This is a genomic window from Photobacterium angustum, assembly GCF_003026365.1.
Taxonomy (GTDB): domain Bacteria; phylum Pseudomonadota; class Gammaproteobacteria; order Enterobacterales; family Vibrionaceae; genus Photobacterium; species Photobacterium angustum.
In genome coordinates this window covers 1-13697 of sequence record NZ_PYOM01000035.1, presented here as the reverse complement: position 1 = coordinate 13697, position 13697 = coordinate 1, and the positions used below count along the sequence as shown (strand labels likewise).

Annotated in this window: 14 protein-coding genes; 12 read left to right on the top strand and 2 right to left on the bottom strand. The window is 37.9% G+C overall.

The genetic code is table 11. The annotated features are described in order from the left end of the window. The 12 genes from CTN01_RS22375 to CTN01_RS22315 all read left to right on the top strand — a co-directional run. Positions 1-185: leucine-rich repeat protein (locus CTN01_RS22375; RefSeq protein ID WP_146150443.1), on the top strand; the 185-nt coding region annotated here is incomplete at its 5' end. 292 nt (positions 186-477) lie between these two features. Then, complete coding sequence (locus CTN01_RS22370) at positions 478-1656, top strand: leucine-rich repeat domain-containing protein (protein WP_107188481.1); 1179 nt, start codon at positions 478-480, stop codon at positions 1654-1656. Between the two features lie 204 nt (positions 1657-1860). After that, positions 1861-2970: a leucine-rich repeat domain-containing protein gene (locus tag CTN01_RS22365; RefSeq protein ID WP_107188482.1), complete on the top strand. Its 1110-nt coding sequence runs from the start codon at positions 1861-1863 to the stop codon at positions 2968-2970. 591 nt (positions 2971-3561) lie between these two features. Beyond that, complete coding sequence (locus CTN01_RS22360) at positions 3562-3975, top strand: hypothetical protein (RefSeq protein ID WP_045147928.1); 414 nt, start codon at positions 3562-3564, stop codon at positions 3973-3975. Between the two features lie 235 nt (positions 3976-4210). Then, entirely contained in the window at positions 4211-4888 is a 678-nt protein-coding gene (locus CTN01_RS22355; protein ID WP_045147927.1) for a hypothetical protein, read from the top strand. 141 nt (positions 4889-5029) lie between these two features. Beyond that, positions 5030-5488 (top strand): GNAT family N-acetyltransferase, encoded by a 459-nt coding sequence (locus CTN01_RS22345; RefSeq protein WP_045147926.1) that lies wholly within the window; start codon positions 5030-5032, stop codon positions 5486-5488. Positions 5489-5877: 389 nt separating this feature from the next. Then, on the top strand, positions 5878-7947 hold the full coding sequence (locus CTN01_RS22340) for a DNA internalization-related competence protein ComEC/Rec2 (protein ID WP_341844118.1): 2070 nt from the start codon (positions 5878-5880) through the stop codon (positions 7945-7947). Between the two features lie 165 nt (positions 7948-8112). After that, positions 8113-9870 (top strand): lipid A ABC transporter ATP-binding protein/permease MsbA, encoded by a 1758-nt coding sequence (msbA, locus tag CTN01_RS22335; RefSeq protein ID WP_045147925.1) that lies wholly within the window; start codon positions 8113-8115, stop codon positions 9868-9870. Continuing rightward, on the top strand, positions 9870-10904 hold the full coding sequence (gene lpxK, locus CTN01_RS22330) for a tetraacyldisaccharide 4'-kinase (RefSeq protein WP_045147923.1): 1035 nt from the start codon (positions 9870-9872) through the stop codon (positions 10902-10904). Before msbA ends, lpxK begins: the two co-directional genes overlap by 1 nt. Next, positions 10885-11064, top strand: coding sequence for a Trm112 family protein (locus tag CTN01_RS22325; protein ID WP_005367142.1), 180 nt, complete (start codon positions 10885-10887; stop codon positions 11062-11064). The genes lpxK and CTN01_RS22325 overlap by 20 nt, the downstream gene beginning before the upstream one ends. Further along, on the top strand, positions 11064-11810 hold the full coding sequence (kdsB, locus tag CTN01_RS22320; protein WP_045129578.1) for a 3-deoxy-manno-octulosonate cytidylyltransferase: 747 nt from the start codon (positions 11064-11066) through the stop codon (positions 11808-11810). Before CTN01_RS22325 ends, kdsB begins: the two co-directional genes overlap by 1 nt. Before the next feature lie 167 nt (positions 11811-11977). After that, the gene (locus CTN01_RS22315; protein WP_045147922.1) at positions 11978-12706 is read left to right on the top strand and encodes a potassium channel family protein; all 729 of its coding nucleotides are present in this window, start codon (positions 11978-11980) and stop codon (positions 12704-12706) included. A gap of 33 nt (positions 12707-12739) precedes the next feature. On the opposite strand, the gene CTN01_RS22310 is transcribed toward CTN01_RS22315, so the two are convergent. After that, positions 12740-12976, bottom strand: coding sequence for an RNA recognition motif domain-containing protein (locus CTN01_RS22310; protein WP_045147920.1), 237 nt, complete (start codon positions 12974-12976; stop codon positions 12740-12742). A gap of 162 nt (positions 12977-13138) precedes the next feature. Next, on the bottom strand, positions 13139-13498 hold the full coding sequence (gene hpf, locus CTN01_RS22305) for a ribosome hibernation-promoting factor, HPF/YfiA family (protein ID WP_045083004.1): 360 nt from the start codon (positions 13496-13498) through the stop codon (positions 13139-13141). Between the last annotated feature and the right edge of the window lie 199 nt (positions 13499-13697).

Sequence of the window (13697 nt, the reverse complement as noted above, 5' to 3'; positions counted from 1 at the left end):
CGAAAATTGAACAAGGGGCGTTTTCTGAAAATAAATTAACCAGCGTGACCATCCCTGACTCAGTGACAGAAATTGGAGGTGGGGCGTTTTTTTATAATGACTTAACTAGCGTAACCATCCCTGATTCAGTGACGAAAATTGGATTTTTGGCATTTGATGTTAATGTCAAAATAGAACGACGTTAAGTTTTCACTCCCTGTACGCATAAATAGAATTACTGTTAAATGACCGCCCATTGAGGCGGTTTTTTAATGCTCTTAATAGGGTTTCAAAGGGTATCCCTTTGAAACCCTATTAAGAGCATTAAAAGCGGCTTTGCAGTAAGGAGGGATTTCTCCCGAAAATATGATCGCAACTAACCGCGTATCGGATCGTTTTAGATCAAATATGTTAAATACTGCTACTTTCGGGCAAATTATTGCCCAAGTCTTTCATGATATATGATTTGTGGATAATCAATATTTAAAGTGTTCACGAATGTTAAAATATCTATTTTTGATAACTTCTTTTTTGTTACTTGGCTGTCAGAATCATCTTGGAACTGAGGGGTTAGAGTATGCAAAAAAACCAGATGGCTCTTATGATAAAACGATCATTGTTAATTATGTCGGTAAAGAGAAAAACGTAATTATTCCTGATTCAGTGACAGAAATTGGTGAGTTGGCGTTTTTGGGAAATCAATTAACCAGCGTCACCATTCCTGATTCAGTGACGAAAATTGGAGGTGGGGCGTTTAATGATAATAAACTTACAAAGATAAATAATTTACCTTCAGATGGTTTTGTTTTTTCTAGGAATACTGATGGAACAGTGAACAAGAAGATAATCGTCTCATATGGCGGTATAAAAAAAGATGTGACCATCCCCAATTCAGTGACCGAAATTGGAGAAAGGGCGTTTTTGGGAAATCAATTAACCAGCGTCACCATTCCTGATTCAGTGACCGAAATTGGAGAAAGGGCGTTTATGAGAAATCAATTAACCAGCGTAACCATTCCTGATTCAGTGACCGAAATTGGAGATGGGGCGTTTATGAGAAATCAATTAACCAGCGTAACCATCCCTGATTCAGTGACCGAAATTGGAGATGAGGCGTTTTTTGGAAATCAATTAACCAGCGTAATCATTCCTGATTCAGTGACCGAAATTGGAGATGTGGCGTTTGAGATGAATAAATTAACCAGCGTCACCATTCCTGATTCAGTGACCGAAATTGGAGATTGGGCGTTTACGAGAAATCAATTAAACAGTGTAACCATTCCTGATTCTGTGAAGGTCATTGAAACAGGGGCGTTTGCGGGAAATCAATTAACCAGTGTCACCATTCCTGATTCAGTGACGGAAATTGGATCTGAGGCGTTTAAGGATAATCAATTAACCAGCGTAACCATACCTAATTCAGTAACGAAAATTGGAACTGGGGCGTTTTTGGGAAATCAATTAACCAGCGTGACCATCCCTGATTCGGTGACGAAAATTGGAGCTTATGCATTTTGTAAAAATCAATTAACCAACGTGACCATCCCTGATTCGGTGACGAAAATTGGAACTGGGGCGTTTAGAAATAATAAATTAACCAGCGTGACCATCCCTAATTCCGTGACGTACATTGGATATGAGGCATTTAATTATAGTGTCAAAATAGAACGACGTTAAGTTTTCACTCCCAGTACGCATATATAGATTTACTGATAAATGACCGCCCATCGAGGCGGTTTTTTAGTATCTGGACATTACCGCGTATCTGTATCGGATCGCTTTAGATCAATTAAGTTAAATACAGCTACTTTCGGGCAAATTATTGCCCAAGTCTTTCATGATATATGATCTGTGCATAATCATTACTTAAAGTGTTCACGAATGTTAAAATATCTATTTTTGATAACTTCTTTTTTATTCATCTGTCCTCAGACTTATGCCGCTACTGAAGGGTTTGTTTATGCGAAAAACCCAGATGGCTCTTATGATAAAACGATAATTGTTAATTATGTCGGTAAAGAGAAAAACGTAATTATTCCTGATTCAGCAGAGAAAATTGGAAAAGGGGCGTTTTCGTTTAATCAATTAACCAGCGTAACCATCCCCAACTCAGTGAAGAAAATTGGAAGTATGGCGTTTTTTTATAATGACTTAACCAGCGTAACCATTCCTGATTCAGTGACGGAAATTGGAAGTATGGCGTTTGAGTCTAATACATTAACCAGCGTAACTATCCCCAACTCAGTGAAGAAAATTGGAGATGATGCTTTTGCGCATAATGGATTAACCAGCGTGACCATCCCCAACTCAGTGAAGAAAATTGGAGATGCTTTTGCGCATAATGAATTAACCAGCGTAACCATCCCTGACTCAGTGACGGAAATTGGAGGTGGGGCGTTTAATGATAATAAACTTACAAAGATAAATAATTTACCCTCAGATGGTTTTGTTTTTTCTAGGAATACTAATGGAACAGTGAACAAGAAGATAATCGTCTCATATGGTGGTATAAAAAAAGATGTAACCATCCCTAACTCAGTGACCGAAATTGGAAATGAGGCGTTTTATAGTAATGACTTAACCAGCGTAACCATTCCTGATTCAGTGGAGAAAATTGGAGATTTGGCGTTTGATAATAATGAATTAACTAGCGTGACTATCCCTAACTCGGTGACGGAAATTGGATATAAGGCGTTTGGGGTTAATAATTTAACCAGCGTGACCATCCCTGATTCAGTAGAGAAAATTGGAAGTAGGGCGTTTTCGGTTAATAAATTAACCAGCGTAACCATTCCTGATTCAGTGACGGAAATTGGAAATATGGCGTTTATGCTGAATCAATTAACCAGCGTAACCATCCCTGATTCAGTGACGAAAATTGGAGAAGCGGCGTTTTTGTATAATAAATTAACAAACGTGACCATCTCTGATTCAGTGACGGAATTTGGAGATAATGTATTTGATGATAATGTCAAAATAGAACGACGTTAAATTTTTACGGCCAGTACGCATAAATAGCTTTATTGTTAAATGACCGCCCACAGTGGCGGTGTTTTTGTACCCTAAAGGTACTTTGTGAAGAAGTTACCAATACTTTTCCTAATACCAACCAGCCTGAATAGAGCTGGCTATCTAACAAAGTTTTGTCCAACAACGAGCTAGCTCTCTTGGCTAGCTCATATCTGCCCCATTGTTTGTTAGATCAAATACTCATTCATATCGTGTTAATGTGGTTTTGGATTAGTTTTATTTACTGTGTATATCAACAGTTATAATGAAACGTGGTGATTTTATCGTTTGAGTTCTGTTTTTAATAAGAAATATTTCTTGTTAAAAATAGAAGTGAAATCATAACCAATTGAAAATTATATCATTTAATATTTCAGTTTGTATTTAATAAGACTGATCAAATACATTTCTTACTTTTTACACCCTCTTTTAAATCTGTAAATGTAATAAATTGCCAGTAAGTTCATAATATGTAGTGATTATATCGAGTATGGTAAAGGTATTTTATGGGTATATTTTTGCGCGTAAGTAAGAATGCTTATTAATATATTGTTATGTCTCACATGAGGATTTATGGAATTAGCCAACTTTAAATATGATTTCTGGCAGCTTCGAAACGGAGAAGCATGCCATAGAGATCATCCTGATACTTTTTGGATTCCTTCCTTAAACAAAAGGAAAGCACTGAAAGTTGGGGATGCAGCTAAAATCATTTTGGAAATCGAGTGTGAAGATGAAGGTGGTGAAATTCACATTGAATCTGAGCGAGGGTACTTAATCGTATCTGAAATTGTCGGCGATAAGTTTATCGGCATATTGGATTTCCAACCTTGTTGCGTTGAACCGAATGATGAAAATGTATATCTGGGGTTTGGTGTGGAAATTCCTTTTGGCCTAGAACATATCATCGATATAGATCGACCTCCGCAAGACTATATTGATTGGCAGTTAGGCCAAAAGCCAGAGAAACTCTGGTATCGCCGGTGATACATAACAAGCAATTTAAGAGTGATTTACCACACTTGGCATTTTGGGTTTGGGTTTAATTCAGTGTTTACGGAGTTCAATTTGAGTGCAGTGGCCGCGTGGTTCACACCTTAATTGGGCGTTAGCCCTCTTAGGAGACGATAGTGGAAGAATTAGAATATTACAATGAAGCACGAGCGTATCTATTGTCGTTTGATTTGGTAACTAGTGACATGCTTGACGCCCATCTGAATGAATGGAAGCACAGAAAGCCAAACTCGTATCATGTTTATTTAAAGCATTTCTTTTGCATGCTCAAAATAGGCAAGGCATGCCAAACAGTATTGGTGATCTTGAAAAATTGTCACCGATTCTTTTTGGGTTTGACCATATGAAGGTAAATTCAAAATATGATGATTGGGAGGCTCTTTTTGATGAAATTGTTGCTAGTGAATATAACCCACCTGGACGAATGGTGAAGTCGAACAATAAGAGTCACTGGGTGATATATTGTAAATCAATCATCTCGATAGCTGAGTTTATTGCTAGATATAAAACTGTTGAAGAGTTTGATGAATTTGTTCAAGGGTTCCTAACAAATGAACAATCAAAGCTAGCGCTACCACTTCTGCTGTCGAAAGAAATATTTGGTTTTGGCTTCGCTTTAGCTTGTGATTTCCTAAAAGAAAATGTCTCTCCACAATTCATTAAACCAGATACTCACATTAATGATATAGCTTTCGAGCTTGGAATTACGTCCTCTACAGAAGACTATACGATATTCAAAGATGTAGTATCATATTGTGCACGAATTGGCGTGCTTCCCTACGAAGTTGATAAGGTGTTTTGGTTAGTGGGAAGCGGCAATTTTTACCTTACTGGAGCCCGAATTAATAGCTCTAAACATGAGTTCGTTCGTTCAATAAAGGGCTAACAAAGCATTTAAGAGTGATTCGCAACGCTTGGCATTTTTGGTTTAGGTTGAGCTCAGTGTTTACGGTGGTCAAATTAGGTGTCGTGGTCGCGTGCTTCACACCTTAATTGGGCGTTGATATATGCTTTGGTGGAAATAGATATGGAAATCACAATCAGGCGTATCGAAACAGAAAGTATTGAGGACAAAAGTATATTCGAGACTCTGTTCAAAGAGTATCTATCTGGATTCTCAGTTGAATTAGACTTCTCTGTAATTGTTCAGCTATTTGCGTTGTCTTATTTCCACGGATTTATCAGTTTTGTCGACAATAAACCTGCTGGTTTTGCGGTTTGTTTTGAATCGTTCTCTACTTATCGTGCGCAAAGAGTAATGAATATCCATGATTTTATGGTGTCGGACAACTTTCGTGGTAAAGGCGTTGGCAAGGCGCAACTTAATGGTATCGAACAGTATTGTCGTGATAATAATTACCTCAAAATCACATTAGAGGTCGGTGATGATAACGTTGTAGCTAAAAAGCTCTACAGCTCATTGGACTACGAAGATTACAGAGTAGTTTTGAAAGGGCAGCAACATTGGCAAAAGTACCTCAATTAGCACGTACATAACAAATAAGGATAAGTGTCGCGCAGCCGACACCTATCCGAAGTGTTGGACAAGCCCAGACCTCCTTATATCAGTAAATATTGGAAATCTGATACTGAGAAATCTAACATCAGATTACCCATACTTTTTCTAATTCCTGCTAAACGAAATGGAGCAAATAATCTAAGTAGTTTTTGTCCAAAAACGAGTTTAGTATGCTAAACATTAGTACCTGTTATCTGTTTCTCATAGTGTAAGAACCTCTATCACAATTGAATTATAGAGTGTATCTAATAGGTTAAAGCCCAAATAAATCTCACCTTTGGGAAGTGACTATTTTCTGGAAACTGGTATTATAAAGACTCAATTTTTAGGAAAAACAGCCCTAGAAATCTGTTTTTCTGGAAAAGGCTTCCAAGCCTTATCAATCATCTCTTTCCAGATTTATTTCAGAAACCACCTGTGTTGGTACCTTTGATTCTTCGCCTAATAATCCTGTTTTGGATGCATCTCATAAGTTATTGCTGATCTGGCCTGATGCGCCAACATTAAAACAAGGTCAAATTTGGCACTTACCTGTTAAGTTAAGTCGAATTGTTGGACGTGTAAATCAAGCTGGGTTTGATGCCGAACGATATGCTGTGAGTCGAAATGTTCATGGTAAGGCAGTGGTGCGTCATCGATTATCATCGCTGCCATTATTGCTACCATCAAGAATAACTTGGCGACAGCGACTCTATGATAAGGCGTTAAGTTATGTCGAAAATATGCCGAATAAAGCTTATCTATTAGCATTAGCGTTTGGTGACCGAAGTGGGTTAACGAAAGTAGATTGGCTTCATTTAAGAGACAGTGGAACGGCTCATTTGTTAGCTATTTCAGGATTACACATAGCACTTGCCATGTTACTTGGGTGGCAAATAGGCCAAAAGTGTAAGCTCTTCTTACCTCAAAAGAGCTACTTTATCTGGTTACCGATGATGACAGGATTATGTATCGCATTTTCCTATGCATGGTTAAGTGGTTTCACTACGCCGACCATACGTGCATTAATTATGTGTATATTTCTTGGGATCTTGACAACAACGGATGTGTATTGGCGGCATTGGCAACTATTATTGACTGCATTAGCACTAAGTTTATTTATTGACCCATTCTCCATTTATAGTGCTTCTTTCTGGCTATCGTTTTATGCCGTTGGTGTTTTAATATTATTTACCCTAAGCCAGCGTTACTTTACTGGAAGAGTGGTATTTTATAACTCGATATCGAGCAATAACCTCAAAGTGTTTTTACTTCAATTAGCAAAAATTCAACTTTGGTTATTAGTACTAATGTTACCCATACAATGGTTATGGTTCGGTGGAATATCGCTGGCAGCTCCTATTGCAAATATAGTTGCCGTTCCTTTGGTCAGTACCATCACGGTACCTTTAGTATTATTAGCACTGCTCACGTTATGGTTTCCACCTGTATCATCATTGCTTTGGCAATGTGCTGACTGGTCTTTAATTCCTATCATTGAAGGGATCCAATGGTTGGAAGGTGCGTGGTATCCATTATCAGTGAACCTAACACCTTTACTTTGGGGAGTTGTCATCGTTTTTGTAGCATTGATGTTATTGCCTTTATCTTCATTCAAGTGGCTATATATCTCAGTGGTGGTAATTACATTTTGCTGGTTTATCAAAGAGCCAGTAAAGCCGCATTGGAAAATGTTGGTACTCGATGTTGGACATGGGTTAGCGGTGCTGATTATTAAAAATAATAAGGCTGTGTTATATGATACTGGTAATCGATGGGAGGATAGAGCGGTTGCTGAAACCACTATTTTACCGATTCTGGCACAGCTAGGTATAAAACAATTAGATTTTCTAATTATCAGTCATGATGATAGTGATCATGCGGGTGGAAAAACACTTTTAACTGAAAAGTTATCACCGCAATATAAGTACAGCAGTAACTTTGAACAGGGTTATTTGCCATGTCAGAAGGGCCAAGCATGGCATTGGCAGGGTTTAACATTTACCATACAGTGGCCTTTACAGCGAGTATCTTATGCTAGAAATCCTCATTCTTGCGTTATCCATGTTCAAAACAGTGATCTTCAAGGCCCATCCGTTTTATTAACCGGTGATATTGATGCGATTGCCGAGTTGATGATGTTAAAAAGTGCACCGACACTAAATGCTGATATTGTGCTAGTTCCTCATCATGGTAGTAAAACCTCATCAACGCATACCTTTATTGACACGATAAAGCCCTCATTAGCGATAGCTTCAACTAGCTTTTATAATGCGTGGAATTTGCCAGCAAAAAGTATTCAAGCAAGGTATCAGGATCGAGGGATTGAATGGTTATTAACGGGAAACGCGGGACAGATAAGCGTTACTATTAACGAACAAAACTACCAAGTTACTACTGAGCGACAACACAAAGCCACACAGTGGTATCGTCCTAGTTTGTTATAAGTGTCGCTTTTTCAATCAGGGTGTTTATAGCTTGGGTAAAGAACGCTTTTTACTGCTTTTTTTTTGCGCTAAAGATAAATTTTTCAAAAGGATGAGATACAAATTTGGTAGAGAGGAAAGTTAAGGGTAGAATATAAAAACTGTATTAGTAATAAATTGGTTTTCATGACTCAATTAACAGAAAAATCATCAAGCGAAACTTACAAGCGTTTATGGCCCTACATTAGCATTTATAAAGCAGGCCTTGGCGTTGCAGTGATCGCTCTTATCATCAATGCGATTGGTGATACCTTATTGGTTTCAATGATCAAGCCACTGCTTGATGAAAGCTTTGGTGGATTAGACAAAATTGACTCTAACTTCCTTGCAATGATGCCAATCTATTTAATTGGCTTAATGATATTGCGTGGCGCAAGTGGTTTTGTAGCAACTTACTGCTTATCTTGGGTATCGGGCAACGTTGTAATGAACTTACGACGTCAGTTATTCCAACACTTCATGAAAATGCCTGTTTCATTTTTCGATAAAGAATCTTCAGGCGCATTGTTATCTCGTATTACTTACGATTCAGAGCAAGTTGCGTCAGCTACCAGTAGTGCATTAGTAAGTATTGTACGAGAAGGTGCATCTATTATTGGCCTAATGGTATTGATGTTCTGGAATAGTTGGGAACTATCCGCAATTTTAATCGTGATCGCTCCTGTTGTAGCAATCAGTATTCGTATTGTATCAAAGCGTTTTCGTAAAATTTCACGGAATATGCAGGAGGCGATGGGATCAGTGACGTCATCTGCTGAGCAAATGCTGAAAGGTCACAAAGTCGTATTAAGTTACGGTGGTCAACAAGTAGAAAAAGAGCGCTTTGATAATGTGAGTAATCAAATGCGTCGCCAGACCATGAAGCTTGTTTCTGCTCAGGCTATTTCAAATCCCGTTATACAGGTCATTGCGTCTTTAGCTCTTGTCGTTGTATTAATTTTGGCTAATACGCCATCTTTACGAGCGGAACTAACACCAGGTACTTTTGCAGTCATATTTGGTTCCATGTTCGGCTTGATGCGTCCATTAAAAGCGCTTACAAGTGTTACCTCTCAGTTCCAACGTGGTATGGCTGCCTGTAATACCTTGTTTGAATTAATGGATTTAGAAACTGAAAAAGACAATGGTACAGTTGAAGTTAAACGTGTGAAGGGTGATGTTGAGGTTAAGAATGTAACCTTTACTTATCCTACAAAGGACACACCAGCGTTGCGTGATGTGAGCTTTAGCATACCAGCAGGTAAAACATTAGCATTAGTAGGTCGTTCGGGTTCGGGTAAAAGTACCATTGCAAACTTGTTGACACGTTTCTATGACATTGAGTCAGGTGAAATAAATCTTGATGCGGTTGAAATTCGAGATTACAAACTTGCGAATCTTCGTAACCAAGTTGCGGTTGTTTCGCAAAATGTACATTTATTTAACGACACTATTGCAAATAATATTGCTTATGCAAGTGAGGGTGCATACAGTCGTGAAGACATTGAGCGCGCTGCAGAACTTGCTTATGCGATGGACTTTATCAAAGGCATGGATAATGGTTTAGATACGATTATTGGCGAAAACGGTGTTAGTTTATCGGGCGGTCAACGTCAACGTCTTGCGATTGCTCGTGCACTGTTACGTGATGCGCCTGTGTTAATTCTTGATGAAGCGACATCAGCACTTGATACTGAATCTGAGCGCGCAATTCAAAGTGCCTTAGATGAACTTCAAAAAGACAGAACGGTACTGGTAATTGCTCACCGTTTATCAACGATTGAAAATGCCGATCAAATCCTAGTGGTAGATGATGGTGAAATTGTTGAACGCGGTACACACTCAGAGCTAATTGGTCATGATGGTGCATATGCACAACTTCACCGAATTCAGTTTGGTGACTAATGGCATCCTTTATTGAAAAAATGTGGTTTCAGCATCCGCCGAAAGGGGGGATGCTGTTACTTTACATTCTGCTTTGGCCTGTATTTAAACCTTTAAGTTTTTTATTTGGGGTGATTAGCCAACATAAAAGACGACAATATTCTACTGGTAAAAAACAAGCGTATAGCGCGCCTGTACCTGTTGTTGTGGTTGGCAATATTACTGCGGGTGGCAATGGTAAAACGCCTGTTGTAGTGTGGCTGGTGGAACAACTACAAGCGCAAGGGTTAAAACCGGGTGTTGTTTCTCGTGGTTATGGTGGTAAAGCGCCGCATTATCCATATTATGTTGAAGCGACAACTAGTACTGATATTGCAGGTGATGAGCCCGTACTCATTCAACGAAGAACGAACGCCCCCGTTGCTGTTGCGCCTAAACGCAGTGAAGCGGTGAAGATGCTATTAGATCACCATGTAGATGTGATCATCACGGATGACGGTCTTCAACATTATGCATTGGATCGTGATATTGAAATTGTTGTGATTGATGGTCAACGTCGTTTTGGTAATGAGCATTTATTGCCATTGGGACCATTACGAGAAACCTGTGAGCGTTTAAATAACGTTGATTTTCTTATTTGTAACGGTGGTTCAGCGCAAGTAAATGAAGCATCAATGACATTAGTCCCAACTGATTTAATTAACGTAAAAACAGGTGAGCGTTGCTTGATACGTGACTTAAAAGATATCGTAGCTATTGCGGGTATTGGTCATCCTCCTCGCTTTTTTTCTACCCTAAATCAATTAGGCGTAACCCCTGTTTTATGTCAGCCTTTTGCTGATCATCAAGTATTTGAAAAACAAACATTGTTAGAGTTAGCCCATCAAGGGCAGCATTTAGTAATGACTGAAAAAGATGCCGTGAAGTGCTATGCGTTTGCTGAAGATAACTGGTGGTATTTACCAGTTAATGCAGATATCGCTCAGCCTCAGGCAACAGACATTATTAATAAGATCATTGAGGTAAAGGAAACGTATGGATCATCGTCTGCTTGAAATCGTTGCTTGTCCTGTATGTAAAGGCAAGTTGAGTTACGATAAAGAAAATAATGAGCTGGTATGTAAATTTGATCGTTTAGCTTATCCTATTAAAGATGGCATTCCAGTTTTACTTGAACCAGAAGCACGTACGTTAAGCTCTGACGAGGTTAAATAATGACATTTACCGTTATTATTCCTGCGCGCTATCAATCTACACGTTTACCGGGTAAACCGTTGGCAGATATTGCAGGTAAGCCAATGGTGCAGTGGGTTTACGAGCAAGCGATGAAGTCCGGTGCCGATCAAGTGATTGTTGCAACGGATGATCAACGCATTGTTGATGTGGTAAAAGGTTTTGGTGGTGAGGTGTGTTTAACACGCACAGATCATGAATCTGGCACCGAGCGTTTAGCCGAAGTGGTTGAAAAATATCAACTATCGGATGATCATATTGTTGTTAATGTGCAAGGGGATGAGCCACTTATTCCTGACACTATTATCCGCCAAGTTGCTGATAATATTGCGCATAAAGACGCACCTATGGCAACACTAGCCGTTGAAATTGATCACCATGATGAAGTGTTTAATCCAAATGCTGTAAAAGTTGTTACGGATAAAGATGGTTATGCATTGTATTTTAGTCGTGCATCCATTCCATGGGATCGTGATAACTTTGCGAAACAGCCACGAATTGTGCATCATAATTTACTTCGTCATATTGGTATTTATGCGTACCGCGCAGGGTTTATCAAAACCTATATTAATTGGGAACCAAGTGCACTCGAGCAGATTGAGTCTCTAGAGCAACTACGCGTGCTTTGGTACGGTGAAAAAATCCATGTTGATGTGGCGATTGATGCACCTCCAGCGGGTGTAGATACGCCAGAAGATCTGGAGAAAGTTCGTCAGATCGTGGGTTAAAACGCAACACATAAAGCCTAAACAGTGTTTAGGCTTTTTTATTTGTCTTGATAATGGAATAGAGATCAGGCTTTGTATCGGTTAAATACAAAGTAGTAAGTAATAAGTGTTACAGTGCTGACGCCACTTGGTTTAACGGTTTTGATGAAATAAGAAGGATGAAATCCATGGCATTTATTAAGAAGTTATTTTTAAGCCAATGGAGTACTGATTTTCGCTACGTAAAACCTGCGATAAAAAATCAAAATGATCATCTAAAACAAGTCTGGAATGACGAAAAAGAAAATACATTTGGCATAGAAAGACTATTCAAACTTTTTCTCGTTCTATCATCATATATTTTTCCTGGACTATATATTCGACATATCTCTGGTAAGTTTGGTTTATTAGCAAGAAAAATATGTTCTGAAATTTATGTTATTCTTAAATTAATAACACCGATATTGATTTTTAATTTTAACCTTGAATCATCACCATTCGCTATTTTATTTATATCTTATTTACTATTAGAAACGTTGCTTTATTTATTAAGTATCATTTTTCTTTCAGATATTTATAGCCCGCCAATATCTAAAAAACGATCATTTTTAATGTTAGTTATTAATTATATCGAAGTCTGCTTTGGTTTTGCTGTGTTATATAAAGCGACAGGTGGAGTGAGTAATCTAGTATCAAATTTTGATGCAATATATTTTAGTTTTATTACGGCGACAACAATAGGGTATGGGCACATGGCACCAATCGGACATGATGCGAAAGCCTTGGTGATATTACATGCAATGTATAACTTTATATTTATTGGTTTAATTTTAAGTAATTTCGCATTAAATATTACTTATAAAGATAATAGCTATAGAGTAAAGGATAATAAAAATAGTCAGCATAAAGTTGACTAACAGGGCAATGTATTGCCCTGTTAGATAGATTGATTACTGTGCTGTTTTTACACGGATACGACTTTTGTCTACCATTGTTTCATTTAAAGCTTTCATCGCACGGACTGCTTGTTCCTCATCGTCCATTTCTACGAAAGCAAAGCCTTTTGACTTACCTGTAATTGCATCTAAAACAAGGTTACAGTTTCCCACTTTACCAAATTCTTCAAAAACTTTACGGATTTGGATTTCAGTGGTGCTACGAGAAAGGTTACGAACTAGAATTTTCATTTAGAGATCTTTTATTTGGAGTGTTTTACTATTTTAACACGAAAAATATTGAAGGAAGGTATATAACGGAGTAAGACATGAGGAATATGGTATTTATATTGAAAAGCAGTCACTGAAATAGTGGGTGAGAATTCAGTGCCTGCTCTTAATATCAAAGACAAATTATAGCTTTGCTAGTGTTTCGTCTTCTTCTTTAATTAAGTGTTCTTTTTCTTTTTGTGCTTTTTCACTTAGGTGAGCTTGTGGTTTTTCTTTATGTTTAATGATTTGACGCTCTAAACGATCAAATGCTTCGTTAAATGCATCAATAAGCTCTTTTGCTTCACCTGAGGCATCGATTTTTCCTAAGTTAGACTTAGTTGCAATCTCAACAGTAAAGTTACGACCTTCTTCAAGTTTCATGAATACATCTTTGCTTTGAAAGGCAATTTTGAATTTATCAAACTTAAAGAATGCTTCTTTAATATGTTGTTCTAGGTAGTCAGGAAGTTCAAAACCGCGTGCTGTAATTTTAATGCTCATAATAAGTTACTCATAATTTGTTGGAGTTCATGCTTAATAAGATGAACCTAAAAATGATCACGTAATGTGATCTATGTCACATTAATTATTATAAAAGGATTTGTTAAAACGAAGAAGATCTTGGTTGCTTTATAAGCAATTTATTGTGATGGTAATAATAAAAGATAGAGTTCTTATCGAATAAGAATAAAAAAAACAC

Excerpts from the sequence above, each read along its gene's own strand:
- msbA (WP_045147925.1), top strand. The coding sequence starts at position 8,113 with ATGACTCAATTAACAGAAAAATCATCAAGCGAAACTTACAAGCGTTTA.
- CTN01_RS22355 (WP_045147927.1), top strand. The coding sequence starts at position 4,211 with ATGGAAGCACAGAAAGCCAAACTCGTATCATGTTTATTTAAAGCATTT.
- CTN01_RS22360 (WP_045147928.1), top strand. The coding sequence starts at position 3,562 with ATGGAATTAGCCAACTTTAAATATGATTTCTGGCAGCTTCGAAACGGA.
- CTN01_RS22315 (WP_045147922.1), top strand. The coding sequence starts at position 11,978 with ATGGCATTTATTAAGAAGTTATTTTTAAGCCAATGGAGTACTGATTTT.
- CTN01_RS22345 (WP_045147926.1), top strand. The coding sequence starts at position 5,030 with ATGGAAATCACAATCAGGCGTATCGAAACAGAAAGTATTGAGGACAAA.
- kdsB (WP_045129578.1), top strand. The coding sequence starts at position 11,064 with ATGACATTTACCGTTATTATTCCTGCGCGCTATCAATCTACACGTTTA.
- CTN01_RS22370 (WP_107188481.1), top strand. The coding sequence starts at position 478 with ATGTTAAAATATCTATTTTTGATAACTTCTTTTTTGTTACTTGGCTGT.
- CTN01_RS22325 (WP_005367142.1), top strand. The coding sequence starts at position 10,885 with ATGGATCATCGTCTGCTTGAAATCGTTGCTTGTCCTGTATGTAAAGGC.
- CTN01_RS22365 (WP_107188482.1), top strand. The coding sequence starts at position 1,861 with ATGTTAAAATATCTATTTTTGATAACTTCTTTTTTATTCATCTGTCCT.
- lpxK (WP_045147923.1), top strand. The coding sequence starts at position 9,870 with ATGGCATCCTTTATTGAAAAAATGTGGTTTCAGCATCCGCCGAAAGGG.
- hpf (WP_045083004.1), bottom strand. The coding sequence starts at position 13,498 with ATGAGCATTAAAATTACAGCACGCGGTTTTGAACTTCCTGACTACCTA.
- CTN01_RS22310 (WP_045147920.1), bottom strand. The coding sequence starts at position 12,976 with ATGAAAATTCTAGTTCGTAACCTTTCTCGTAGCACCACTGAAATCCAA.